This window comes from Nonomuraea sp. NPDC049725, from assembly GCF_040674795.1.
In the GTDB taxonomy this organism is placed as follows: domain Bacteria; phylum Actinomycetota; class Actinomycetes; order Streptosporangiales; family Streptosporangiaceae; genus Nonomuraea; species Nonomuraea ceibae.
Map to the genome: position 1 here is coordinate 576,990 of NZ_JBFANJ010000001.1, position 23,252 is coordinate 600,241.

Consider the following 23,252-nt stretch of genomic DNA (forward strand, 5'->3'; position numbering starts at 1 on the left):
ATGGCGGATCGGGCCAAGATCCTGCTGGTCGACGACCGCGAGGAGAACCTCATCGCGCTCGAGGCCATCCTCAGCTCGCTCGACCTGGTGCCGGTACGCGCCAGGTCGGGTGAGGAGGCGCTCAAGGCGCTGCTCAACACCGAGTTCGCGCTCATCCTGCTCGACGTGCGGATGCCCGGCATGGACGGGTTCGAGACCGCCGCGCACATCAAGCGGCGGGAGCGCACCCGTAACATCCCGATCATCTTCCTGACGGTGGTCGACAGCGCGCCCGATTACGCCTTCCGCAGCTACGCGGCGGGCGCGGTCGACTATCTGACCAAGCCGTTCGATCCGTGGGTGCTGCGGGCCAAGGTGTCGGTGTTCGCCGAGCTGTACAACATGCACAAGCGGCTGGCCGAGCAGGCGTCGATGCTGCGTGAGCGGCTGGCCGGCGAGCTGCCGCCGGACACCCCCGACGGGAGCGTCCTGCCGGAGCTCTCCCGCCGCCTGACGGCCGTCGAGGACGAGCTGGCCCGGGCGCGGGAGCTGGCCCGCAAGGCCCAGGACCCCACGCTGGCCGGGCCGCTGAGCGACCTCGCCGAGCGCGTCCTCCACCTGCGCGCCGGCTTCGACGCCCTCTCCTGACCCACCCGACCTGCCCGTCGCGGCCCGTACGCCTGCCCGATCGGGCCGTACGGGCCGGACGGCGGCGTGCTGGTCGTCAGCTTCCTCTGGGCGCCGCAGACGTGAGGCCTCCACGCCCGTCTACCGGGCTCTTCCCGACAGCAACGCCGCCCAGATCACCCGAGCTTCGTTGGCCGGCCAGCGCGGAGTCTCGTGGATCTCCGGTGTGCCGTCGAGTTGCACGGTCCTCCGGATGAACGCCTGTCCCCCGCCCTGGCACAGCTCGTAGACCGTGGCCCGGCACACGCACGTCCAAGCCATCGGTCGTATCCGTTCCAGCGTCCGGTACGGCGTCCGCCAGTCGAGTCGGATGTGGCCCCGCTGGGCCATGGCCACGTGCGGGCTGAGGCACTCACCCTCCAGCGCGATCACGAAGGGCTCTCCACGATCGGCTGCACCAGCCGGCGGGATTCCTGGAGTTCGGTGCAGCGCAGTGCGACGGCCCGCGCCACTGTGTCCGGGTTGCCGGTGCCGTAGACCCGGTAGAGGCGCCGACCGGTCTTCTCCGAGTTCTGCCCGGTCCACCACCGATACCAGTGGCCATCAGTCCATACGATGAGGTCCGCCCACACCGACACCAGTGCGATGCCCTCCCCATCGTGGACATCGCCGGCGACGCCGAGATCACGCAGGGCCGACGCCAACCGCTCAGCAGAAGCCGTCCAGGGCGGAAGACAGACCGAGCCGTCGACCGCGCCTCTGACGATCGGTGTTCCGGGTGGCACTTCCATTGCTCCCACCTGATCAGTCGGTCTCCCCAAGCCCCTGCGGGATAGCCTGGATGGGCTTGTCCGTGCTGGTAGCAACGCTAGGAACCATGCGGATGCCGCAGAACTGACCGGAAGTACGAGTACCGACGGCGGTGACCACCTGTGATGACCTCTCGTGGAGCGACAACCATGACCGGGGGTCGGGGTAATGGCGACCATGCCCGCGAAGGCCGCATCTCCGGCTACGCACTCAAGATCATTCGCGAGTCGGCAGGACTCACTCAGGAGCGGTTCGCCGAGCGTATGGCCGTCGACATCACGACGATTCAGGGGTGGGAGTCCGGACGCCGCCCGCTGATGGCGATCTCCACAGGTGCTTACCTGTCGCTACGGCATGCACTGTTGCGGCTCGGCGCACAATTCCGGTTGCTGATGCAACTCGATATGGCCCTTGAGGCGGACCGGTTCGTCGGTTACGTGCTCAGCGCCAAGGCCGACAAGCCCTCAGCCGTAGACCATCCGCTCGCATCATGGGTGATTACGCGTCCGTTCACCGATCTCGTGGCATGGCCGTTCACGGCAACCGTCCCTTCCGGCCTGGCCGGAGCGGCACGAATGACCGGCCGCCGCGGACCGGTCGCCACAGCCCCCTCTCTGCTGCCGGAAGAGCGTGCGCACTTCTTCACGCATCTGCGAGCCGCAACCGAGAACGCCGACGCCGACAGGGTGGACGGCATGCTGCTCCGCCGCCAGGCGCATTACGTGGCCGGGTTCGACGACGGCGATGACACCCCTGACTGGCTCGCGACCATGCAGCGCGCCGAGGAACGCCGGACGCGCCGAGCTGACCAGTGGACGCCGTCATGGGCGGTCCTACGGTCCGGAGCCCATTCCCTGGCACGCTTCGGCGACCGCGAAGCCTTGCAGCACTTCATCCGGACGCGCCTGACCGAGGAGGTCTGTGAGATCGCCAATCTCAACTACTGGGCCTACTGGCTCGGCGAGGTCAGCGAGCCGCAGTCAGCGGACACCTTCATGGTCGAGCTGGACCCGCACGCCTGGCGCGGGACCGAGCTGCTGCGGCACCTGGTCGGCAAGCTGTACTCCACCAACCCTTACGTCGACGTGGTCGCGCACACGCTGTGGGCGCTGGTCATGTTGCGCCCGTCGACACTGGACCCGCACACCGCCGACGATCTCAGGCAGGCCGCTACGCGCACGCTGGAGGAGGACACCGTGTCAGTGCAGTCGCAGCGGGAACTTGAGGCGATCATCTACGCTCTGCGCATGATCCACCGAGGATGAGAAGGGACTTCCATGGCGGAGGAACTGGCCAGGGTGACCGGTCTCCTGTACGAGATCGGCCTGCTCAAGCGGTACAAGCGCACCGGATGGCTGGTCGCGGGTGTCCAGGCCCCCGAGAGCATCGCCGACCACTCCTTCCGTACCGCGATCATCGCTGCCGTGATCACTGCCATGGAGGGCGGCAACCCCGAACGCGCGGCGTTCATGAGCCTGTTCCACGACACCCAGGAGACGCGCGTCACCGACATCCCCTACATCGGCAAGCGCTACCTGAAGGCCGTCTCGAACGAGCAGGTCACCTCCGACCAGATGCGCGGTGTCCCCGAGGCCGTGGCCCGGGTGGTCAGCGGCGCGGTCGGCGAGTATGAGGACAGGACCAGCCTGGAGGCCATCTGCGCCCGGGACGCCGACAAGCTGGAGTGCCTGATCCAGGCGATCGAGTATCGCGAGCAGGGGCATCAGAACGTACAACCGTGGATCGACAGCTCCCTTGCCGCCCTCACGACCGCATCCGCCAAGTGCCTGGCCGACGAGGCTCTCCGCACCGGCTCCCTGGAATGGATGGTGCGCGTCCTCGGCGAGGACCAAGACGCCCGATAACTCCTGGGGCATCGCAGGCCTGGGAGTCGGTCGGCTTTGATGCCCCCGCCAGAACTTCCGACGTGGGCAGGCTGGGGTTGTGGGTCAGTGGCGGGCGCGTTCGAGGGCGTCCCAGAAGCCGCGGCGCAGGGCGTGGCGGACCTCGTCGTGCAGGAGGAAGTCGATGGGCAGCGACGAGCCCTGCAGCAGCCGGGCCTCCAGGTCGGAGGGCATACGCGGTTTGCGGGCGAGGACGGCTTCGAGCCAGAGGGCCGGTGCGTCGCGGGCGACCGACTCGCCGAAGTCGTGGCCTTCGCGGTGGGCGGACTTGACCGCGTCGGCGAGCGTCGTGGCTCCGGCCGTGGCGGCCGACGGGGGGGACACCGGGGCGGCCTGGGGGCCGGTGTAGGAGGTGCCGAGCTGCGACGGGTAGGCGCCGGCGCTGGACGGCGAGGAGAACTGGCCGGTCGTCGGCGACTGCTGCTGCGGTTGCTGTTGCTGCTGGGGAACGGGGCCCGTGGCCGGGGCGGGCGACGGCGGGGGCGAAGACGCAGGAGCCGGGGCCGGGTCGGCCTGGAAGGTGTAGGTGGGCAGCGCGGGCGGCGGCTGGGCGCGGCCCGGCGACGACCCCGAGGACGGCTGGGGTGACGGCTGGGCGGGCGGCGGGGTGCTCGGGCCGGGCTGCGGGACGGCGTGGCTGCCGGTGCTGGTGGGGGCCGACGGCAGCGACGGCGGCAGCGCGGCGGCCGGGAGCGAGTGGGCGCCCTGGCCGTTGCCGAGCGGCTGGTGGTGGTGGCCGTTGGACGCCTCGGTCGCGCCGGTGACGAGCGTGACGTACGGGCGCAGGTGGGCGCCGCCGAGCTCGATGAGGTCGTCGCTCTCCTGCCGGAGCGTGCGCGAGACGGCCCAGCTCGCGGAGCTGGCCTCGGCGGCGATGTTGACGACGGTGACGCGGATGCCGAGGTCCTGGGCGTCGCACACGACCTGGGTCAGGTCCTCGTCGCCGCTGACCACGACCGCGTCGCAGATGGCGTTGTTGCGGGCCAGCGTCATCAGGTCGCGGTGCACCTGGGCGTCTACGCCCTCGCGGCGGCCCGGCCGGATGCGCGACAGCCTGAGCTTGAGGCCGGGGATGTCGGCGAGCGCGTCGTGCTCGGGGGTGTGCCGGCCCTCGACCGTCGCCTCGTACCAGTAGCAGCGCAGCAGCGGCAGGCCGGTGCGTTCGCGCGACAGGCTCGACATGAGCTGCAACAGCCCCGGATAGTCCCAGGAGACGGCTTCGCGATGGCGAGTCCCATGCACGGCCATCGCCCCGTCAGCCAGCAGATAGCCGGCGTCCACGAACAGCGCGCAGCGATCCACTGACACGGCCCCTTTCCTGGTGGTCCGACTTGCTGGCTCCGCACCGTGAGAGCCGGACTCGGCGGCCCTGTCCCAGGGTAATGAAAGCAAGTGATCGCGCGAGGGTTAATCCCGACGATTCGCCCCGCCGCCGACGTTATGCCTGACCAACAAGCCGCACGGTACCATTTTGTCCCGTTATTGGTCACGGCTCTGCGCGCACGCTCACGGCCGCGACCCCGAACATCACCGCGTCCCGCTCCGAGGCGATCGACACCCACGGCCGCGACCCGAGCCGCCCGGTGATCGTGTCCACGTCGACCCCGAACGTCATCCCGCCGGCCCCGCCGGACGAGCCGTCGAAGACGTTGTCCCGGTCGCGGTCGCCGCCCGACGGCGTGAGCGGACCCGTGCCGAGCGACACCTTGTCCCCCTTCAGATCGGCGTCGCCCTCCCAGACGACGACCTGCGCCCTGGCGTCGGCCGCCCCGCGTCCCAGCCCGCCGAGCGGCATCCGTACGAGATCGTGCTCGCCGCCGACCGCGGCGGCGCCGTCGAGGACGACGGCCCTGCTGTACGGGACGTCCGGGGCGGAGACGACGACCACCAGGCTCCAGCCGGCATGCCCGGGCAGGTCCGCGGACGGGGCGGCGGCCCACCACGTGCCGGACCTGTTGACGGCGTTGACCAGGCTGGTGACCTCGGCGAACGCCTGGTAGGCGGGGCCTGACGGCAGCTCCGCCCAGTCGACGTGGGTCGGCCGGATCTCCACGTAACGCTTGCGGCCCGGGGCCCTGAGCCTGACGGGCGCGACCTCCTGGGGTTCGTCGGCCTCCGGGGCGCCCGCCGACCAGTAGAGGCCCGCCCAGACGGCGCGGGCGCCCTTGGGCAGGGCGAGCCGGGCCGCGCTGGAGACGGGCGTGTCAGGCTCGTCGTCCTGGTCCTGCGGGCGCATCGGCCATAGGTCGTTGTCGCGCTGGTCGCCGTGGCGTCGCCGGGCCATCGCGCAGTCGTCGTGGCCGTCCGGGCAGTCGACGAACGAGTTGCCCGTGGCCCGTACGGCGACCTTGCCGTCCGCGGCGAACCTGGCGGGGGCCCCGGAGGCGCGTACGCCCGCAGCCGACTCGGCTCGTGCGCGGAGCGGGCCCGCCTCGACCCTGAGCGTTGGCCCCTCGCCGCCGGGGGCGGCGGAGGCGACCTGGACGCGCAGGAACACCGCCGTGGCCTCGCCCGCCCCGAGGGGTCGCCTGGCGCACCTGACGCCGCGCCCGGCCAGCCGGCAGGACCAGCCGTCGACCGCGCCGACGGGGGCGGCCCGGCCGTGCGTGGCGGGGGACGTGCGCGTCGAGGAGGTGACGCCGGAGGGCCGGGCGCCGGGGGGCACGGGGGTGACGCCCGGCGGGAGGTCGATGGCGGCGTAGACCGGGGCGGTCGCCTTCTTGCCGGTGTTGCGCAGGCGCATGGCGACGATGCCGGGGCGGTCGCGGACCAGGGCGCCCATGGCGCTGATCGTGGCCGTCAGGCGGGCCTTGGCGGGGGTTCCGACGGGCGGGCCGGCGGATTCGCGGGCGGGGACGCGCGACGGCGGGGCGGGGCGCGGCCGGGACGACGGCGGCTCGGCGTGCGACGGCTCGATGGGCAGCGGCTGGGAGACCGGCGCGGTCTCGGGCCGGTCGCCGGAGACGAGGGCGAAGGCTGCGGCGACGGCCATGACGGTGAGCGCCCCGGTGGCGACCACGACGTGCTGGCGGCCGGGCAGGGCGCGGACCCAGGCGAGGGTGCGGCGGACGCGGAGCCTGACGGGCGAGGACATGGCGGCGACGTAGCCGCCGGCGGCGGGGCCGAGCAGGAGCGGCGCGACGACGGTGCGCAGGGCGCGGCGCACGTCGGTCAGCTCGGCGAGGACGGTCCGGCAGGCGTCGCAGCCGCGTACGTGCTCGTCGACGGGCTTGGACTCGCGCCTGGTCAGCCCGCCCTTGACGTACGCGCCGAGCTTTCCGAGCACCGGGCGGCACTCCAGGGGCGGCGAGGCGGTGAGCCGGGTCTGCAGGTAGGCCTGGCGCAGGCCCTCGCGGGCGCGGTAGGCGAGCGCGGCCGCGCCGTTGGCCGACAGCCCGAGCAGCGGCGCGACCTCGGCGGGCCGGGCGCCCTCGACCTCGACGTGCCACAGGACGGCCCGCCAGCGCTCGGGCAGCGACTGGTAGGCGACGGCGGCCGGGGCGCGCACGGGCTCGTCGTCCGCCGTCTCGGGGCCGGTGGACAGGCGGGTGCGGTGGTCGGCGGTGCGCCGGACGACGGTGAGGAGGTGGGTGCGGAAGGCGGCCTCGGGGCCGTCGCCTCGGCCCATCACGTCGAGAACGCGGGTGAACGCCTCGGCCACCACGTCCTCGGCCTCGTCGTCGGGCACCAGCCGGCGGGCCAGGACGCGGGCGGCGGCGACGTGGCGTTCGTAGAGCCGGCCGTATGCGGTGGCGTCGCCTCCTCGGACGGCTTGGATGAGTTCTGCGTCGCTCTGGGATGTTTCGGCACTCATAGTGACCTCACGGTTACGAACCGTTGCCCTGGGAGTCATTCCGCACCCACCCCCGTGGTTAAACCGATCGCGTGTCTTTGCCTGCGTCAGGCTCCCGGAGCGGTGGTCCTAAGCTGGGGACATGAGTGACCGCGACAGCCTGCTGGCCGAGATCAAGAAGAAGGCCGTCGTGCACGGCCGGGTGGTGCTCTCCTCCGGGCGGGAGGCCGACTTCTACCTCGACCTGCGCCGCATCACGCTCGACGGGGTCGCCGCGCCGCTGGTCGGCAGGGTGATGCTGGAGCTGACGGCCGACCTGGAGTTCGACGCCGTGGGCGGGCTGACGCTGGGCGCCGACCCGGTGGCGACCGCCATGCTGCACGCGGCGGCGGCGCAGGGGCGCTCACTCGACGCGTTCGTGGTGCGCAAGGCGCAGAAGGCCCACGGCATGCAGCGCCGGATCGAGGGCCCGGAGGTCAAGGGCCGCCGGGTGCTGGCGGTGGAGGACACCTCGACGACGGGCTCGTCGCCGCTGACCGCCGTGGAGGCGCTGCGCGAGGCGGGCGCCGAGGTGGTGGCCGTGGCGACGATCGTCGACCGGGGCGCCGCCGCGCGGATGGCCGAGGAGGGCCTCGACTACCGCACCGCCTTCACGCTCGCCGACCTGGGGCTCTGACTCACTCGCCGGGGCCGGTGACGGTGAACTCCTCCTGCTCGCCCGCGTCGCCGCGGGGCCTGGTGCTGCCGTTCTCGGTGACCCGTACGGTGCCGGCGTCGGTCAGCACCACGTCGAGCTCCGGCTCGTAGTAGCTGACCTCCTCGCCGCGGGTCATGTCGCGGTGCTGGAGCACGTCGCCGCCGGGAACCCGGACGGTGACCATCGGGCAGGTGTCGGCCAGGCATTCGATGCGCACGGTGGGCACCCGGCCGCCGCTCGACGGCGTGCCCGAGGTGTGGGCGCGGCCGGGCGGCGCCGTGGTGTCGAGCGAGCTGAGCAGTGCCCGCACGCCGATGACCAGCAGCGCCACCACGGCGATGACCGCCAGCACGGCGAGTGCCATGCGGGCGAGGCCCATCGGATCCGACCTGTGGCGTCCCACAGTGGGGAGAGTACCCGGTGGTAACGCTCCGTTCCGGATGGTCGCGAAAGATCGCGCGGGCGTTGTCTCTACCACGGCGGGTAACAGACCGGGATACTGGCTGCGCGAAGCCGTTACTTCTCAGGGAGATGACTCATGCCTATCGCGACTCCAGAGGTCTACGCCGAGATGCTCGACCGTGCCAAGGCCGGCGGGTTCGCCTATCCGGCGATCAACGTGACCTCGTCCCAGACCCTTAACGCGGCGCTGCGCGGCTTCGCGGAGGCGGAGAGCGACGGCATCGTCCAGGTGTCCACCGGTGGCGCCGAGTTCCTGTCCGGGGCCACGGTCAAGGACATGGTGACGGGCGCGACCGCGCTGGCCGAGTACGCCAGGGTGGTGGCCGCCAAGTATCCGGTCACGGTGGCGCTGCACACCGACCACTGCCCCAAGGACAAGCTCGACGGCTTCATGCGGCCGCTGATCGACATCTCGCTGGAGCGGGTGTCGAAGGGCCTCGACCCGCTGTTCCAGTCCCACATGTGGGACGGCTCGGCAGTGGAGCTGGAGGAGAACCTGGAGATCGCCAAGGAGCTCCTCGACAAGTGCGCCCGCGCCAACATCATCATGGAGATGGAGATCGGCGTCGTCGGCGGCGAGGAGGACGGCGTCGTCGGCGAGATGAACGAGAAGCTCTACACGACCGCCGGTGACGCGCTGGCCACGGCCGAGGCCGTCGGCCTGGGCGAGAAGGGCCGCTACATGCTGGCGGCCACGTTCGGCAACGTGCACGGCGTCTACAAGCCGGGCCACGTCAAGCTGCGGCCGAGCGTGCTGAAGGAGATCCAGGACGCGGTGGGCGCCAAGTACGGCAAGGACAAGCCGTTCGACCTGGTCTTCCACGGCGGCTCCGGCTCGCTGCTGGAGGAGATCCACGAGGCGATCTCGTACGGCGTCGTCAAGATGAACGTCGACACCGACACGCAGTACGCGTTCACCCGGCCGGTGGCCGACCACATGTTCCGCAACTACGACGGCGTGCTCAAGGTCGACGGCGACGTGGGCAACAAGAAGGCGTACGACCCGCGCTCCTACGGCAAGGCGGCCGAGGCGGGCATGGCGGCCCGCGTGGCCGAGGCGTGCGAGCACCTGAAGTCCAGTGGGACGAAGATCTCCTAGCCACGTACGCGGCCCGGCGGGTATGACTTGTCCTATGGATAACCTTCTCGCCGGGCCACCCCCGACTCACCTGCCGGACCTGCCCGAGGCTCGGGAGGCCCTGGAATCCGGCGCCAAGGCCTCGGACGTGGCCGCCCGCTTCCCCGCTTTCCCGGCGGCCTGGGCCGCGCTCGCAGAGGAATACTTCGCGCAGGGTCACGCCGTCACCTCTTACGCGTTCGCCCGCACCGGCTATCACCGGGGCCTCGACCAGTTGCGCCGCAGCGGCTGGAAGGGACACGGGCCGATCCCGTGGGAGCACGAGCCGAACCGGGGGTTCCTGCGCTGCCTGTACGCGCTGTCGCGGGCGGCTCAGGCGATCGGCGAGAAGGACGAGGCCGAGCGGTGCGCGCAGTTCCTCAGGGACAGCACCCAGACGGGTTACGACGCGCTGACCAAGGGCTAGCCCTTGGGACGAATGCGCACGTTCGGGTAGTCTCTCTACGCAAGAGCCCCTGTCGCGCTTGCGCCAGGGGTTTCGTTTTGTGCTCGGGAGACTGAACAATGCCGGCTGCCGTTCTCGTGGGCGCCCAGTGGGGCGATGAGGGCAAGGGCAAGGCCACCGATCTGCTCGGTGGCGACGTCGACTACGTCGTCCGTTACCAGGGTGGCAACAACGCGGGTCACACCGTGGTCATCGGTGACCAGAAATACGCGCTTCACCTGCTGCCTACGGGCATCCTGTCGCCGGAGGTGGTCCCGGTGATCGGCAACGGCGTCGTCATCGACCCCGGCGTGCTGCTGGGGGAGATCGACGGCCTGGCCGAGCGGGGCATCTCCGCGGAGCGGCTGCTCATCTCCGCCAACGCGCACCTGATCATGCCGCACCACAAGGCGCTGGACAAGGTCACGGAGCGCTATCTGGGCAAGGCCAAGATCGGCACCACCGGCCGGGGCATCGGCCCGGCCTACGGCGACAAGATCTACCGCGTGGGCATCCGGGTCCAGGACCTGCTCGACCCGGGCATCCTGGCCAAGAAGATCGAGGTCGCGCTGGGTGAGAAGAACCAGGTGCTGACCAAGCTCTACAACCGGCGGGGCCTGGAGCCCGAGGCCGTCCTGGAGGAGTACCTCGGCTACGCCGAGCGGCTCAAGCCGCACATCGCCGACACCTCGCTGGTGCTGAGCAAGGCGCTGGACGAGGGCAAGTTCGTGCTGCTGGAGGGCGGGCAGGGCACGCTGCTCGACATCGACCACGGCACCTACCCGTTCGTCACGTCGTCCTCGCCCACCTCGGGCGGGGCCTGCGCCGGCTCGGGCATCCCGCCGACGCGGCTGACGCGGGTGATCGGCATCCTCAAGGCCTACACGACCCGCGTCGGCTCCGGCCCGTTCCCCACGGAGCTGGAGGACGAGATGGGCGAGTGGCTGCGCCAGACGGGCGGCGAGTACGGCGTCACGACCGGCCGCAACCGCCGCTGCGGCTGGTTCGACGCGGTCATCGCCCGGTACGCGACCCGCATCAACGGCGTCACGGACTTCTTCCTCACCAAGCTCGACGTGCTGTCGGGCCTGGAGCGCATCCCGGTGTGCGTCGCGTACGACGTGGACGGCACGCGGCATGACGAGATCCCGATGACGCAGACGGACTTCCACCACGCCAAGCCGATCTACGAGGAGTTCCCCGGCTGGCAGGAGGACATCACGGGCGCCAAGACGTTCGAGGACCTGCCGCCGAACGCCCAGGCCTACGTGCGCACGCTGGAGGAGATGAGCGGCGCGCCGATCTCGGCGATCGGCGTCGGCCCGGGCCGTGACCAGACGCTGGTCATCCGCTCGCTGATCTGAGCACGGCCGCCGTCATCGGCGAGTGCAGCCGCCAGCCGAGGCGTTCGTAGAGCGCCCGGCCCTCGGGGGTGGCCACCAGCACGCCGCCGGTGGCGCCCGCCGCGTGGGCGGCGGCTGTCAGCGTGCGCATGACGACGCTGCCGAGGCCGCGCCGCCGGTGGCCGGGGGCGGTCTCGACCCGGTCGACGACGGCGGTGCGGCCGGCGACGGCCAGTTGACCGCGTGCGGCCATCTCGCCCGCCGTCGTGAGGAGGCGGGCGACGGTGACGCCGGAGCGGGTGGTGACGGCCGCCGTGTAGCCGGCGGGCGCCTTGACGGGCTCGGGGCGCAGCGCGGCGGTCATCATGAACTCGGGCGGCTCGATGTCCCAGCCGGCGGGCAGCCAGGGCGCGATCAGGTCGGCCGGGGCGCAGAGCTTGAGCCAGGTGCCGGGGGCGGTGATCGTCCCGGTCAGGTGCTGGATGAGGGCCGGTGTCGGGGCGGGCAGGACGTGGCGGACGAGGTGGCCGGGCAGGCCGACGTCCACGCGGTAGCCCCAGGGTTCGGGCACGGGGGGCGGGGTGTCGCGGGAGATCACCCACCCGTCGACCCACGCCCTGACCGTGTCTATTTGGGTAGTTTTGAGAGCCCCCGTCATGGTTGTGCATCTTATTGCAAGACTGTTGCATTTATCGCCTTAAATTCGGGTGCGATCATCGGGATGAGCTGCCTACTCTCCCCCTCATGGACATCCGACGCGTCACCCGCTCCGAGGCCGTCGAGGCGGCCGGCCGGCTCTTCGACGCGGCGCCCGAGCGCGAGGCCACCGAGAGGTTCCTCGCCGACGACAGGCACCACCTGCTCGTCGCCTACGTGGACGACGTCCCCGCGGGCATGGTCACCGGGGTCGAGATGACCCACCCCGACAAGGGCACCGAGATGTTCCTGTACGAGCTCGGCGTCGACGAGGCGTACCGCGGCCAGGGCATCGCCAGGGCGCTGGTGCTGGCGCTCGGCAGGCTGGCGCGCGAGCGGGGCTGCCACGGGCTGTGGACGGCCACCGGCGAGGACAACGAACCGGCCCAGGCCACGTACGAAAGCGCGGGCGGTTCGCCGGAATGGGACCAGGTCGTCTACTCATGGACCTACGAACAAAGCCCGTAACCGTACAAAATGGGCACGGCGTGGCGGCGCGTGAAGGCACGCCGGGCCAGGTAGGGTCCCCGGTGTGCGCGTTGAGATACATGGTCATCGGGGTGCGAGAGGCCTCTGGCCCGAAAACACGCTGCCCGGCATGAGCCGCACGATGGAGCTCGGCGTCCACGCGCTGGAGCTCGACGTGGCGCTCACCGCCGACCGGCGCCTCGTGCTGACGCACGACCTCACGGTCTCGGCCGTGACCAGCACCGACACCCGCCCGGTCACGCCCGGCGACCCCGCGTTCCCGTACGTCGGCAAGCCGATCAACGCGCTGACGCTCGCGCAACTGCGCACGCTCGACGTGGGCGTGCGGCTGCCGCGCCACCCCGACGACCCGTTCGCGCTCACCCAGGTCGCGATGCCCGAGACGCGGATGCCCACGCTCGGCGCCGTGCTCGGCCTGGTCAACGCCTACGCGGCCGAGAGCGTACGGGTCCACGTCGAGCTCAAGTCCGACCCCACCAGGCCCGCGCTCACGCCCGACCCCGAGCTCTACACCGAGATGGTGGTCGACGAGCTCGACCGGCACAACAGGCTGCGCAACGCCGCGATCCTCAGCTTCGACTGGCGCATCATCGGCTACGCCGCCAAGCTCGCGCCCGACACGCGCCGCTTCGCGCTCGTCGAACGCGCCACGCTCGGCTGGAACGGCCCGCTCGGCGACGACATCCCCGCCGCCGCCCGCGACGCCGGGGCGACCACGCTCTCCCCCGAGCACGTGATGGTCGACGAGCAGCTGATGGCGCAGGCGTCACGCGCCGGGCTCGACGTGGCCGTGTGGACCGTCAACGACGCCGCGCTCGCCGCCCGCATGCTCGACCTCGGCGCGGCCGGGATCGTCACCGACTATCCCGACCGCATGCGCGCCGTGTGGGCCGAACGGGGCCTGGAGCTGCCCGACCCCGTCGAGCCGCTCAAGCCCGTCGGCGTCTAGTCAGAGCCAGCCGTTGCGGCGGAAACCGCGGTGCAGCAGCACACAGGCGGTGATCATCACCGCGAGGACCGCCGGGTAGCCCCACACCTGCTTGGTCTCCGGCATGAAGTCGAAGTTCATGCCGTAGATGCCGGCGATCATCGTCGGCACCGCCAGGATCGCCACCCACGACGAGATCTTGCGCATGTCCTCGTTGGCCAGCGCGTTCGAGCGGGCCAGCGCCGCCTGGAGGATCGAGCTGCACAGCTCGTTCGACGAGTCGACCTGCTCGCACACCCTCGACAGGTGGTCGCCCACGTCACGGAAGTATTCGCGCATCTCCGACGGGATCACCCGCCGCTGGGGCAGCGCCGCCAGCGGCGCCTGGAGCGGCGTCACCGCCCGCTTGAGCTCCAGCATCTCCCGCTTGAGCTGGTAGATCCGGTTGATGTCGCGGGAGCTCACGTCCGCGAACACCGTCGCCTCGACCTCCTCCAGCTCCAGCTGCATCAGGTCGGCCACCTGGAGGTAGCGGTCGACCACGTGGTCGGAGATCGCGTGCAGCACGCCCGCCGGGCCGCGCTCCAGCAGCTCCGGCTTGGTCTCGATCCGCTCGCGCACCTCCGCCAGCGGGCAGTGCTCGCCGTGACGCACCGTCACCACGAAGTCGACGCCGAGGAACACCATGATCTCGCCCGCGCCGATGATCTCGCTCGTGGCGGTCAGCTCGTCGTGGTCGAGGTACGCGATCGTCTTGAGGACCATGAACAGCGAATCGCCGTAGCGCTCGACCTTGGGGCGCTGGTGGGCCTTGACCGCGTCCTCCACGGCCAGCGGGTGCAGGCCGAACACCTCGGCCAGCCACTCGACCTCGGGCGCGGCGGGCTCGTGCAGCCCGACCCAGACGAACGCCCGGGGCCCGGCCGAGGCCGCGCGGTTGTGGGCGCGGACCAGCTCGACGGACTCGGCTATGCCGGTGGCGGGAGCCTTCTTGCCGTCGATGTACGCGCCGTACTCGACGATGGAGTCAACAGGGGGCACGCAGGCTTCACGCACCGGCTGCGGGCGCTGACGCGGGGCGTGCGGCTGCACAGGGTGACGGTTGATGCGACGGAAAAGCGTGGACGAGCGCATGGCAGTCCCTTTCCGCCCGACCTGGCACGCTCCACGCGCGACGAAAAGTCACCTCAATCAACACGCATGCGTGGAGGCACGATCAGGCTGCCGGATTGGAGTGGTCGGGGGTATTCGGGGAGTACGTGGGTGAGCACGTACTGCTGGGATCACCAGGATTCATCCCGGACCACCTCCAATCGCGTGGGGACGCCAGAAAGCCGCCCTAACTTACCACAGGAGCGCCAGTCAAGCGCCGCGTACACGCCGACGAACTCCGCACCGGTTCCGGCGGCTTCCCGGGGGCGGGGCCGGTTCGGGGCGGTGGGCTGCGAGAATGGGCGGGTGCGCGTTCTAGTCATTGGATCCGGTGGGCGTGAGCACGCCCTGTGCCGTTCGCTCCGCCTCGACCCGCAGGTCGGCGAGCTTCATTGTGCCCCCGGCAACCCGGGGATCGGGGAGGTCGCGACCCTGCACCGCGTCGATCCGCTCGACCCGCAGGAGGTCGCGGGGCTGGCCGGGCGGCTGGGGGTGGATCTGGTCGTCGTCGGGCCGGAGGCGCCGCTGGTGGCCGGCGTGGCCGACGCGGTCCGCGAGGCGGGCATCGCGTGCTTCGGGCCGTCCCGGGAGGCGGCGATGATCGAGGGCTCCAAGGCGTTCGCCAAGGAGATCATGCGCGCGGCCGACGTGCCGACGGCGCGGTCCCGGGTGTGCGTGACGCCGGAGGAGGCCGCGGCGGCGCTCGACGAGTTCGGCACCCCGTACGTGGTCAAGGACGACGGGCTGGCGGCGGGCAAGGGCGTCGTGGTGACCGGCGACCGCGACGCGGCGCTGGAGCACGCGCGGGCGTGCGGCCGGGTGGTGATCGAGGAGTTCCTCGACGGGCCCGAGGTGTCGCTGTTCGCGCTCTGCGACGGCAGCACGGCGGTGGCCCTGCAGCCGGCGCAGGACTTCAAGCGGGCCCACGACGGCGACGCCGGGCCCAACACCGGCGGGATGGGCGCCTACACGCCGCTGCCGTGGGCGCCCGAGGGCCTGACCGACCAGGTGATGCGCGAGGTCGTGCACCCGACGATCGGGGAGCTGAGCCGGCGCGGGCTGCCTTTCCAGGGCGTGCTGTACGTGGGGCTGGCCCTGACGTCGAAGGGCCCGAAGGTGATCGAGTTCAACGCGCGGTTCGGCGACCCGGAGACGCAGGTGGTGCTCGACCGGCTGGAGACGCCGCTGGGCGGGCTGCTGATGGCGTGCGCGACCGGCGAGCTGGGGCCTGACCCGGTGTTCCGCGACGGCGCGGCGGTGGCGGTGGTGATCGCGTCGGAGGGCTACCCGGAGGCGCCGGTCAAGGGCGACGTGATCGCCGGGCTGGAGCCGACGCCCGGCGCGTACGTGCTCCACGCGGGCACGGCGAGCGACGGCGACGGCGGGATCGTGTCGGCCGGCGGGCGGGTGCTGACCGTCGTGGGCACCGGTCCCGACCAGGACAGCGCCCGGCGCAACGCCTACGAGCTGGTCTCGCGCGTCGAGCTGCGCGGCTCCCACTACCGGACGGACATCGCCCGATGAAGCACCTGCATTCCGGCAAGGTTCGCGATCTCTACCAGACGGACGACGGGCTGCTGCTGATGGTGGCCTCCGACCGGATCTCGGCGTTCGACTACGTGCTGGAGCCCGACATCCCCGACAAGGGGGCGATCCTCACGCAGATGTCGCTGTGGTGGTTCGAGCAGTTGCGTGACGTGGTGCCCAACCACGTGGTGGCGCGGGGCGCCGAGCCGCGTGGCGTGCTGGTGCGCCCGCTGGAGATGGTCCAGGTCGAGTGCGTGGCCCGGGGCTATCTGACGGGTGGCGGGCTGGCCGAATACCGGGAGACCGGCACGGTGTCGGGAGTGGCGCTGCCGGCCGGGCTGGAGGACGGCTCGCGGCTGCCCGAGCCGATCTTCACGCCGTCGACGAAGGCGCCGATGGGGCAGCACGACGAGCCGATCGCCTTCGAGCGGGTGGTGGCCGAGGTCGGCGCGGAGACGGCCGAGGAACTGCGCCGGATCACGCTGGCCGTCTACGCGCGGGGCGCCGAGATCGCCCGCGAGCGCGGCATCATCGTGGCCGACACGAAGATCGAGCTCGGCTGGGACTCCGACGGGGTGCTGACGCTGGGGGACGAGGTGCTCACGCCCGACTCCTCGCGCTTCTGGCCGGCCGACGAGTGGCAGCCGGGACGTTCTCAGCCGTCATTCGACAAGCAGTATGTCCGGGATTGGCTAACGTCGCCCGAATCCGGATGGGACAAAAACTCCGGAAACCCCCCACCGCGCCTTCCTGACCACGTGGTCGAGCGCACCCGGCAGCGCTATCTCGACGCCTACGAGCGCCTTACGGGCACTTCCTTTACCGGATGATTCGGCCGGGTCACGTGGTGATAGCGGCTACTGTTGGCCGGATCTAGCCCCACCGATAATTTGCAAGGAGCCGCAGGAATGGTCCGTTACCGCGTGCGCGGTGGCAACGCACTGCGTGGAACCGCCTTCATCCAGGGCGCGAAGAACGCCGTGCTGCCGATGATCGGCGCGGCCCTGCTGGCCGCCAAGGGCCGCACCGTCCTGCGCAACGTGCCGATCATCGAGGACGTGCGCCGCGCCGTCGAGCTGGCCGAGTGCGTCGGCGCCTACGTCGAGCTGCACGAGTCCGAGCGCACGCTGGTGATCGACGCCTCCCGCCTGAACAGGCCGGTGCTGCCCGCCGAGATCGCCCGGCGCTTCCGCGGCTCCGTGCTGTTCACGCCCGCCCTGCTGCACCGGCTGGGCGAGGCCATCGTCGAGGGCGTCGGCGGCTGCAACCTCGGCAGCCGCAACCTCGACTTCCACTACCTGGGCTACAAGCGGCTGGGCGCCGTGGTGGACGAGGGCGAGACCGTCATCCACGTCAAGGCGTCCGGCCTGACCGGCGCCACGCTCTACCTCGACACCCCGTCCCACACCGGCACCGAGAACCTGATCATGGCCGCCGCCCTGGCCAAGGGCACCACCGTGATCGAGAACGCGGCGCTGGAGCCCGAGGTGCTCGACGTCATCGACATGCTCACCAAGATGGGCGCCCGGATCAGCGGCGGCGGCACCGGCTTCATCACCGTCGAGGGCGTCGAGGAGCTGCACGCCGTCGAGCACACGGTGATGCCCGACCGGCTCGACGCCGGGGTGTTCGCGATGGCCGCGGCCATCACGCAGGGCGAGCTCAGCCTCGTCGGCACCGGCCTCGACCTGGGCGTCGTCCGCTACAAGCTGGAGCAGATGGGCGTCGACTTCGCCCGCCAGGGCGCGGTGCTGCACGTGCGCTGCGACCGGCCGCTGCGGCCGATCAACATCATCACCGACACCTACCCGGGCTTCGCCACCGACCTGCAGTCGCCGATGATGACGGTGGCCGCGCTGGCCGACGGCACCAGCTACATCCACGAGCGGATCTTCGACGGGCGTTTCGCCCTGGCCGGCGAGCTGAACAAGATGGGCGCCAACGTGGAGGTCGACGGCAGCCGGGCGATCGTGCGCGGCGCCACGCCTCTCGCCGGCGCCCGAGTAACCGCCCATGATCTGCGCTCCGGTATTGCCCTGGTTCTCGCCGGACTGGCGGCCAAAGGCGAGACCGTCATCGACTCGGGTTACCTGATCGATCGCGGCCACGCAGATCTCGCCGTGCGAATGCGGGCACTCGGCGCGGACATTACACGAGAGATTTCCGAAGACTGAAAAGAGCCTGGAAAACCCCGTTGAGCTGCTAAAACACCTTGACGGACGGTCAACCAGAACGTCTTTCCGGAAAAGTCGGGCGTGACATTACGGCCCCCGCGAGCGATCGTTCCAAAAGAGAGCACTGCATCGGATCGCAGGATGGGACGAACATTGGTCGAGAGGGCCGAAGAAACACCCCGAGTGTCACGCCCGGGCGCCATGACACCGGACCTCACTATTGGCGTGGTCGGGCCCCATGATCTGGTCGAGCGGGTCATGCTCATGGGGCACGCGGCGGCACCGCTGCCGTGCCGTCTTGTGGCGGCCGCCTACCGTGACGAGCAGGAGGCGCCCGACAAGGTGACCCGGCTCGGCCCAGGCGTCGACGCGTGCCTGTTCGCCAGCCCGGTCCCGTACGACCTGGCGAGGCGTTCCGGCGTGCTGACGATGCCCGCCACGTACGTCCAGCTGGGCGGGGCGGCACTGGTGGCGGCACTGGCCAAGGCGGCGCTGGATCCGCGCGTCGACCCGCAACGGGTCAGCGTGGACGTGGTCAGCCGGGCCGACGTCGAGGAGGCGTACACCGATCTCGGGATTCCGGCGGCGGACGTGCACAGCCGTGACGAGCCCGGCGCGACCGGGACGATCGCCGCCTTCCACGAGCGGCTGTCGCGCCAGGGCGCCACGACGGGGGCGCTGACGTGCCTGCCGGCGGTGGCGGAGCGGTTGCAGGCGGCGGGCGTGCCGGTCATCCGGGTGCGGCCGACGTCGGCGGCCGTGCGCACCGCGCTGCACACGGCCGCGCTGCTGGGCGCGCATCACCGGCTTGAGGAGTCACAGCTCACGGTCGTGCTGGTGGAGGTGCCGACGCTGCGCGAGCCGGTACGGCGCGCGGCTCCCCGTTACTGGCGGGACGAGCTGCGGCTGTCGCTGCACCGGCTGCTCGTCCAGGAGGCCAACCGGATCAACGCCACGGTGTGGCCGATCGACGACCACAGCTACCTGGTCACCGCGACCCGGGGCTCGATCGCCTCGGCCACCGACGGGTTCCGGGTGCTGCCGTTCGCGGCCAGGATCCGCGACGAGCTGGGGCTGGCGGTCGAGGTGGGCGTGGGCATGGGCCGCACGACGCACGACGCCGAGTCGCACGCACGGGCCGCGCTGGCGCGCACGCAGGCGGGCAAGCAGGCCCAGGGGTTCGCGGTGGACCGGGAGGGGCGGGCGCTCATCCCCGCGCCCCGGATGCCGCCGACGGGGTCCACGGCGCTCAAGCCGAAGGGGGTCGAGGTGCTGGCCCGGCTGGCCGCCAAGCTGGAGGGCGGCGACACCGTGGTGGACGCCGAGGGCGCCGGGAAGATGCTGGGGGTGACGCCGCGTACGGCTCGGCGGTTGCTGCGCACGCTGGTTGACGAGGGACTCGCGTGGCCGCTGCCGCCGAACCGCACGCCGCAGCCGGGGCGCCCGCGCCAGCTCTACCGGCTCATCGTGGAGAAGCTCGGCCCGCGCTGACGCTTCTCCTCCAGGTACGGGCCCGCCGTCATCCCTTCCCCCTCTGACGGCGGCGGGCCTCTTCACCGGGTGAGGGGTGTACGGCGGCGGGCCTCTTCACCGGGCGGGTCTCCAGCAGCCACGGTGGGTGCGGCCGCTGGGTCGTCTTCACTCTGGGTGAGATTCAGGGGTTGGCCGCGCCGGAACACGGGTATGAATGGCGACGCCCCCGATCGACGGGATTCGGACGGGGGCACCAAAAGCCTCCGCCGCTCTCCGTCAGCAGGCGCACGTGAGCGGGTCCACCGGGCGACCGGCGGGCCCGTCGATCGAGTCGACGGCCAGCCCCTCCCGGGCCCAGTATTCGAAGCCGCCGATCATCTCCTTGACCTTGTAGTTCAGCTTGGCGAACTCCAGCGCGGCCCGGGTGGAGCCGTTGCAGCCGGGCCCCCAGCAGTAGGTCACGACGGTGGCGTCCGGCGGCACGAGGCCGGGGGCGCGGGCGGCGATCTCGGCGGTGGGCAGGTGGATCGCGCCGGAGATGTGGCCCTGGTTCCAGCTTCTCTCGTCGCGCGAGTCGACGACGACCAGGCCCGTGACCCCGGCGGCCAGGTCGGCGGCCACGTCGGAGACGTCGGTCTCGAAGGCCAGGCGGGCGGCGAAGTGGGCGAGCGCGGCCGGGGTGTCGGCGGCGGGCACGGCGGTCACGACGGACGCAACGGGCATGGTTTCTCTCGTTTCCTCGCAGGTCGGGGACGGGTTCGATGCTGTCAGCCCGCTTGCCGGCGGAGAAGTGGCACGAATGCCGACTATCGATAAGATCTCGCCAGATTTCCTCGTCCGGCACCCGCCGGGAAGCTGTCGGAGCCGGGGTCTATTGTCATGAGTCATGACACGTGACACCACTGACCGGCGATCCTCGCTCCTCGTGTGGGGAGCGCTGGCCATCGTCTACGTGGTCTGGGGCTCCACCTACCTCGGCATCGCCATCGTCATCGAGACGATGCCGCCCATGCTCAGCGGGGCGCTGCGCTTCATCACCGCCTCGGTGCTGCTCGGCGGGATCCTGCTGGTGCGCAAGGGCACGGCGGCGTTCCGGATGACGCGCCGGCAGTTCGGCGGCGCCGCGCTCGTCGGCCTGCTGCTGCTGACCGGCGGCAACGGCATGGTCGCGGTGGCCGAGCAGCACATCTCCAGCGGCCTGGCCGCCCTGCTCGTCGCCTCGGTGCCGCTGTGGCTGGTGGTCTTCCGCATCGCGGCCAGGGACCGGCCCGGCGTGCTCACCCTCGCCGGGGTGCTCGTCGGCTTCGCCGGGGTCGCCGCGGTGTCGCTGAGCGGCGGCGCGACCGGCGACACCGCCGGCGTCGTGGTGATCCTGGTGGCGTCCGCGTCCTGGTCGATCGGCTCGTTCCTGTCGGGCCGCATCCAGATGCCCGCCAACCCGTTCGCCGCCAGCACGATCGAGATGGTGGTCGGCGGCGCCGGCATGATCGCCGTGGGCCTGACGGCCGGCGAGCGGCTCGACCTCGCCGCGGTCTCCGGCCGTTCGTGGGCGGCGCTGGCCTACCTGGTGCTCGTGGGCTCGCTGATCGGCTTCACCGCCTACAGCTGGCTGCTCGGCAACGCGCCCATCTCGCTCGTGTCGACGTACGCCTACGTCAACCCGGTCGTGGCGGTGCTCCTCGGCATGCTGGTGCTCGACGAGCAGGTGACCGGGCAGATCGTGCTGGGCGGTCTGGTCATCCTGGTGGGCGTCGCCCTCGTGGTGTCCACCGAGCGACGCTCCAGAGCGTCCAGGAAGGCCGAAGGGGAGGCGGTGAAGGTCTGACCCCTCGGGACAGGCCCTAGCCCTTCAGGAACGCGCCCGCGGCCTTCAGGAAGGCGTCGTTGGCCTCCGGGTCGCCGATCGAGACCCGGGCGCCCTCGCCCTCGAACGGCCGCACCGCCACGCCCTCCACCGCGCAGGCGGCGGCGAAGTCCATCGTGCGCTCGCCGGTGCGCAACCAGACGAAGTTCGCCTCCGTGGGCGGCACCGTCCAGCCCTGGGCGATGAGCGTCTCGCGCACCCGGGTGCGCTCCTTGACCACCGCGTCGACCCGTTCGAGCAGCTCGTCCTCGGCCTTCAGCGAGGCGATCGCGGCGATCTGCGCCAGGTGGTTGACCGCGAACGGGATGATCGTCTTGCGCACCGCCGTCGCCACCGGCTCGTGCCCGACCAGATAGCCGACCCGCAGCCCCGCCAGCCCGTACGCCTTGGAGAACGTGCGCAGCACGCACACGTTGGGCCGGTCACGGTAGAGGGTCAGGCCGTCGGGCACCGACTCGTCGCGCACGTACTCCCGGTAGGCCTCGTCCAGCACCACCAGCACGTCCTGCGGCACCCGGTCGAGGAACGCCACCAGCTCGCGCTCGCGGACCGCCGTGCCGGTCGGGTTGTTCGGGTTGCACACGAACACCATGCGGGTCTCGGGCGTGATCGCCTCCGCCATGGCGTCGAGGTCGTGCCGCTCGTCGGCCAGCGGCACCCGTACGGACGTGGAGCCGGACAGGTCGGCCAGCAGCGGGTACGCCTCGAACGACCGCCACGCGTAGACGACCTCCGCGCCCGGCTCGCCCACGGTCTCGAACAACTGCTGCGCCACCGTCACGGACCCGGCGCCCAGCGCGATGTGCTCGAACGGCACCCCGAACCGCTCCGCGATCGCCTCGGTCAGCTTGATCGCGCCGGGGTCGGGATAGCGGTTGACCTGCCGTGCCCCCTCGGCGATCGCCTCCACCACCGAAGGCAGCGGGTCGTAGGGCGACTCGTTGGAGGACAGCTTGTACGACCGGCCGTCGGGGGTGGTGACGGCCTTGCCCGGCTTGTAGGCGGGCATCGTGTCCAGAATCGTGCGGAAACGAGGCATGGCCTTACCTTATGGCAGCCGGTCGGGGGCCTTCCCGGTCACTCCTTGAGGGAGCGCAGCATCGGGGGATGCAGCAGCTCGGCGGGGCCGCGGCGGTAGAGCTTGGCCGGGCGGCCGCCGTCGCGGGTGGTGGTGGCGCCGGTCTCGACGAGGAAGCCCTCGGCCTTGGTGACCTTGCGGTGGAAGTTGCGCGGGTCGAGCGTCCGGCCCCAGACGATCTCGTACACGCGGCGCAGGTCGGCGACCGTGAACTCCGGCGGGCAGAAGGCGGCGCCCAGCGCGGTGTATTCGAGCTTGCTGCGGGCCCGCTCGACGCCGTCGAGCATGATGCGGCGGTGGTCGAAGGCCATGACGGTCAGCGTGTCGACCGGCTGCCAGCTCATGTGGGCCTTCTCCGAGGCGGGCAGGTCGGGGGCCAGGCCGAGGTAGGCGACGCTGAGGACGCGCTGGCGGGGGTCGCGGTCGGGGTAGCCGTAGGTCTGGAGCTGCTCCAGGTGGACGGGGGCGCCCGGGAGGCCGGCGCGCTCGGCGAGGATGCGGTGGGCCGCGGCCGGCAGGTCCTCGTCGAGCTGGATGAACCCGCCCGACAGCGACCAGCGGCGCAGGAACGGCGGGTTGTCGCGCCGCCACACGAGCGCGCTCAACGCCTGGTGTCGCACGGTGAGCACGACCAGGTCGACGCTGACCGGGATGCTCGGAACCATGCCAGGCACGTTACACGGCCCCGGCGCCG

24 protein-coding genes are annotated in these 23,252 nt (G+C 71.3%); 14 read left to right on the top strand and 10 right to left on the bottom strand.

Annotated features, from left to right (window positions below; genetic code table 11):
• Window positions 1-627: a response regulator gene (locus AB0J53_RS02990; protein WP_364168171.1), complete on the top strand. Its 627-nt coding sequence runs from the start codon at window positions 1-3 to the stop codon at window positions 625-627.
• A 120-nt stretch (window positions 628-747) separates the two neighbouring features.
• Here the strand turns inward: AB0J53_RS02990 and AB0J53_RS02995 are convergent, their stop codons facing one another.
• Entirely contained in the window at window positions 748-1,038 is a 291-nt protein-coding gene (locus AB0J53_RS02995; RefSeq protein WP_364168173.1) for a hypothetical protein, read from the bottom strand.
• On the bottom strand, window positions 1,035-1,397 hold the full coding sequence (locus AB0J53_RS03000; RefSeq protein WP_364168175.1) for a hypothetical protein: 363 nt from the start codon (window positions 1,395-1,397) through the stop codon (window positions 1,035-1,037). The genes AB0J53_RS02995 and AB0J53_RS03000 overlap by 4 nt, the downstream gene beginning before the upstream one ends.
• Window positions 1,398-1,565: 168 nt before the next feature.
• Here AB0J53_RS03000 and AB0J53_RS03005 point away from each other — a divergent pair, with 168 nt between their 5' ends.
• A complete protein-coding gene (locus AB0J53_RS03005) occupies window positions 1,566-2,681 on the top strand; it encodes a helix-turn-helix domain-containing protein (protein ID WP_364168177.1) in 1,116 nt (371 codons plus the stop codon).
• Window positions 2,682-2,693: 12 nt separating this feature from the next.
• Entirely contained in the window at window positions 2,694-3,281 is a 588-nt protein-coding gene (locus AB0J53_RS03010; protein ID WP_357591718.1) for an HD domain-containing protein, read from the top strand.
• Between the two features lie 84 nt (window positions 3,282-3,365).
• Here AB0J53_RS03010 and AB0J53_RS03015 read toward each other — a convergent pair whose 3' ends face one another.
• Window positions 3,366-4,622 (bottom strand): NYN domain-containing protein, encoded by a 1,257-nt coding sequence (locus tag AB0J53_RS03015; RefSeq protein WP_364168548.1) that lies wholly within the window; start codon window positions 4,620-4,622, stop codon window positions 3,366-3,368.
• A 184-nt stretch (window positions 4,623-4,806) separates the two neighbouring features.
• Window positions 4,807-7,134, bottom strand: coding sequence for a sigma-70 family RNA polymerase sigma factor (locus tag AB0J53_RS03020; protein WP_364168179.1), 2,328 nt, complete (start codon window positions 7,132-7,134; stop codon window positions 4,807-4,809).
• Between the two features lie 121 nt (window positions 7,135-7,255).
• Here AB0J53_RS03020 and pyrE point away from each other — a divergent pair, with 121 nt between their 5' ends.
• A complete protein-coding gene (gene pyrE / locus AB0J53_RS03025) occupies window positions 7,256-7,789 on the top strand; it encodes an orotate phosphoribosyltransferase (protein WP_219498976.1) in 534 nt (177 codons plus the stop codon).
• 1 nt (window position 7,790) lies between these two features.
• On the opposite strand, the gene AB0J53_RS03030 is transcribed toward pyrE, so the two are convergent.
• Window positions 7,791-8,213: a hypothetical protein gene (locus AB0J53_RS03030; protein WP_219498974.1), complete on the bottom strand. Its 423-nt coding sequence runs from the start codon at window positions 8,211-8,213 to the stop codon at window positions 7,791-7,793.
• A gap of 135 nt (window positions 8,214-8,348) precedes the next feature.
• Between AB0J53_RS03030 and fbaA the strand changes: the two genes are divergently transcribed.
• From fbaA to AB0J53_RS03045, 3 genes are all read left to right on the top strand, one after another.
• The gene (gene fbaA, locus AB0J53_RS03035) at window positions 8,349-9,371 is read left to right on the top strand and encodes a class II fructose-bisphosphate aldolase (protein ID WP_219498972.1); all 1,023 of its coding nucleotides are present in this window, start codon (window positions 8,349-8,351) and stop codon (window positions 9,369-9,371) included.
• Between the two features lie 34 nt (window positions 9,372-9,405).
• Entirely contained in the window at window positions 9,406-9,816 is a 411-nt protein-coding gene (locus AB0J53_RS03040; protein ID WP_219498970.1) for a DUF3151 domain-containing protein, read from the top strand.
• 98 nt (window positions 9,817-9,914) lie between these two features.
• Window positions 9,915-11,198 (top strand): adenylosuccinate synthase, encoded by a 1,284-nt coding sequence (locus AB0J53_RS03045; RefSeq protein ID WP_219498968.1) that lies wholly within the window; start codon window positions 9,915-9,917, stop codon window positions 11,196-11,198.
• Here AB0J53_RS03045 and AB0J53_RS03050 read toward each other — a convergent pair.
• Window positions 11,179-11,835, bottom strand: coding sequence for a GNAT family N-acetyltransferase (locus tag AB0J53_RS03050; RefSeq protein ID WP_364168182.1), 657 nt, complete (start codon window positions 11,833-11,835; stop codon window positions 11,179-11,181). The two genes, AB0J53_RS03045 and AB0J53_RS03050, sit on opposite strands and share 20 nt — an antisense overlap.
• A gap of 86 nt (window positions 11,836-11,921) precedes the next feature.
• Between AB0J53_RS03050 and AB0J53_RS03055 the strand changes: the two genes are divergently transcribed.
• Together AB0J53_RS03055 and AB0J53_RS03060 are read left to right on the top strand one after the other, a co-directional pair.
• Window positions 11,922-12,341, top strand: coding sequence for a GNAT family N-acetyltransferase (locus AB0J53_RS03055; RefSeq protein ID WP_364168184.1), 420 nt, complete (start codon window positions 11,922-11,924; stop codon window positions 12,339-12,341).
• 64 nt (window positions 12,342-12,405) lie between these two features.
• Window positions 12,406-13,311, top strand: coding sequence for a glycerophosphodiester phosphodiesterase family protein (locus AB0J53_RS03060; protein WP_364168186.1), 906 nt, complete (start codon window positions 12,406-12,408; stop codon window positions 13,309-13,311).
• Here the strand turns inward: AB0J53_RS03060 and corA are convergent, their stop codons facing one another.
• Window positions 13,312-14,331, bottom strand: coding sequence for a magnesium/cobalt transporter CorA (corA, locus tag AB0J53_RS03065; RefSeq protein WP_364168188.1), 1,020 nt, complete (start codon window positions 14,329-14,331; stop codon window positions 13,312-13,314).
• A 417-nt stretch (window positions 14,332-14,748) separates the two neighbouring features.
• Between corA and purD the strand changes: the two genes are divergently transcribed.
• The 4 genes from purD (at window position 14,749) to AB0J53_RS03085 (ending at window position 19,634) form a co-directional block, all read left to right on the top strand.
• Window positions 14,749-15,966: a phosphoribosylamine--glycine ligase gene (purD, locus tag AB0J53_RS03070; protein WP_364168190.1), complete on the top strand. Its 1,218-nt coding sequence runs from the start codon at window positions 14,749-14,751 to the stop codon at window positions 15,964-15,966.
• Window positions 15,963-16,799, top strand: a complete 837-nt coding sequence (locus AB0J53_RS03075; protein WP_219498959.1) for a phosphoribosylaminoimidazolesuccinocarboxamide synthase — start codon at window positions 15,963-15,965, stop codon at window positions 16,797-16,799. The genes purD and AB0J53_RS03075 overlap by 4 nt, the downstream gene beginning before the upstream one ends.
• Window positions 16,800-16,877: 78 nt before the next feature.
• Window positions 16,878-18,143 (top strand): UDP-N-acetylglucosamine 1-carboxyvinyltransferase, encoded by a 1,266-nt coding sequence (gene murA / locus AB0J53_RS03080; RefSeq protein ID WP_219498957.1) that lies wholly within the window; start codon window positions 16,878-16,880, stop codon window positions 18,141-18,143.
• A gap of 201 nt (window positions 18,144-18,344) precedes the next feature.
• The gene (locus AB0J53_RS03085; protein WP_219498955.1) at window positions 18,345-19,634 is read left to right on the top strand and encodes a GTP cyclohydrolase IIa; all 1,290 of its coding nucleotides are present in this window, start codon (window positions 18,345-18,347) and stop codon (window positions 19,632-19,634) included.
• A gap of 258 nt (window positions 19,635-19,892) precedes the next feature.
• Here AB0J53_RS03085 and AB0J53_RS03090 read toward each other — a convergent pair whose 3' ends face one another.
• Window positions 19,893-20,339 (bottom strand): rhodanese-like domain-containing protein, encoded by a 447-nt coding sequence (locus AB0J53_RS03090; RefSeq protein WP_364168193.1) that lies wholly within the window; start codon window positions 20,337-20,339, stop codon window positions 19,893-19,895.
• A gap of 163 nt (window positions 20,340-20,502) precedes the next feature.
• On the opposite strand from AB0J53_RS03090, the gene AB0J53_RS03095 reads away from it, so the two are divergent.
• Window positions 20,503-21,441, top strand: coding sequence for an EamA family transporter (locus AB0J53_RS03095; protein ID WP_219498949.1), 939 nt, complete (start codon window positions 20,503-20,505; stop codon window positions 21,439-21,441).
• Window positions 21,442-21,457: 16 nt separating this feature from the next.
• On the opposite strand, the gene hisC is transcribed toward AB0J53_RS03095, so the two are convergent.
• Window positions 21,458-22,519, bottom strand: coding sequence for a histidinol-phosphate transaminase (gene hisC / locus AB0J53_RS03100; RefSeq protein WP_364168195.1), 1,062 nt, complete (start codon window positions 22,517-22,519; stop codon window positions 21,458-21,460).
• Window positions 22,520-22,557: 38 nt separating this feature from the next.
• On the bottom strand, window positions 22,558-23,223 hold the full coding sequence (locus tag AB0J53_RS03105) for an NUDIX domain-containing protein (protein WP_219498941.1): 666 nt from the start codon (window positions 23,221-23,223) through the stop codon (window positions 22,558-22,560).
• Window positions 23,224-23,252 lie beyond the last annotated feature (29 nt).

What these genes read in the sequence shown, in the direction of transcription:
- AB0J53_RS03085 (WP_219498955.1), top strand. Translation starts at nt 18,345, where the DNA reads ATGACACCGGACCTCACTATTGGCGTGGTCGGGCCCCATGATCTGGTC.
- AB0J53_RS03095 (WP_219498949.1), top strand. Translation starts at nt 20,503, where the DNA reads ATGACACGTGACACCACTGACCGGCGATCCTCGCTCCTCGTGTGGGGA.
- pyrE (WP_219498976.1), top strand. Translation starts at nt 7,256, where the DNA reads ATGAGTGACCGCGACAGCCTGCTGGCCGAGATCAAGAAGAAGGCCGTC.
- AB0J53_RS03020 (WP_364168179.1), bottom strand. Translation starts at nt 7,134, where the DNA reads ATGAGTGCCGAAACATCCCAGAGCGACGCAGAACTCATCCAAGCCGTC.
- AB0J53_RS02990 (WP_364168171.1), top strand. Translation starts at nt 1, where the DNA reads ATGGCGGATCGGGCCAAGATCCTGCTGGTCGACGACCGCGAGGAGAAC.
- AB0J53_RS03005 (WP_364168177.1), top strand. Translation starts at nt 1,566, where the DNA reads ATGACCGGGGGTCGGGGTAATGGCGACCATGCCCGCGAAGGCCGCATC.
- AB0J53_RS03040 (WP_219498970.1), top strand. Translation starts at nt 9,406, where the DNA reads ATGGATAACCTTCTCGCCGGGCCACCCCCGACTCACCTGCCGGACCTG.
- fbaA (WP_219498972.1), top strand. Translation starts at nt 8,349, where the DNA reads ATGCCTATCGCGACTCCAGAGGTCTACGCCGAGATGCTCGACCGTGCC.
- AB0J53_RS03045 (WP_219498968.1), top strand. Translation starts at nt 9,915, where the DNA reads ATGCCGGCTGCCGTTCTCGTGGGCGCCCAGTGGGGCGATGAGGGCAAG.
- AB0J53_RS03010 (WP_357591718.1), top strand. Translation starts at nt 2,694, where the DNA reads ATGGCGGAGGAACTGGCCAGGGTGACCGGTCTCCTGTACGAGATCGGC.
- AB0J53_RS03090 (WP_364168193.1), bottom strand. Translation starts at nt 20,339, where the DNA reads ATGCCCGTTGCGTCCGTCGTGACCGCCGTGCCCGCCGCCGACACCCCG.
- AB0J53_RS03000 (WP_364168175.1), bottom strand. Translation starts at nt 1,397, where the DNA reads ATGGAAGTGCCACCCGGAACACCGATCGTCAGAGGCGCGGTCGACGGC.
- hisC (WP_364168195.1), bottom strand. Translation starts at nt 22,519, where the DNA reads ATGCCTCGTTTCCGCACGATTCTGGACACGATGCCCGCCTACAAGCCG.
- AB0J53_RS03055 (WP_364168184.1), top strand. Translation starts at nt 11,922, where the DNA reads ATGGACATCCGACGCGTCACCCGCTCCGAGGCCGTCGAGGCGGCCGGC.
- AB0J53_RS03075 (WP_219498959.1), top strand. Translation starts at nt 15,963, where the DNA reads ATGAAGCACCTGCATTCCGGCAAGGTTCGCGATCTCTACCAGACGGAC.
- murA (WP_219498957.1), top strand. Translation starts at nt 16,878, where the DNA reads ATGGTCCGTTACCGCGTGCGCGGTGGCAACGCACTGCGTGGAACCGCC.
- AB0J53_RS03050 (WP_364168182.1), bottom strand. Translation starts at nt 11,835, where the DNA reads ATGACGGGGGCTCTCAAAACTACCCAAATAGACACGGTCAGGGCGTGG.
- AB0J53_RS03105 (WP_219498941.1), bottom strand. Translation starts at nt 23,223, where the DNA reads ATGGTTCCGAGCATCCCGGTCAGCGTCGACCTGGTCGTGCTCACCGTG.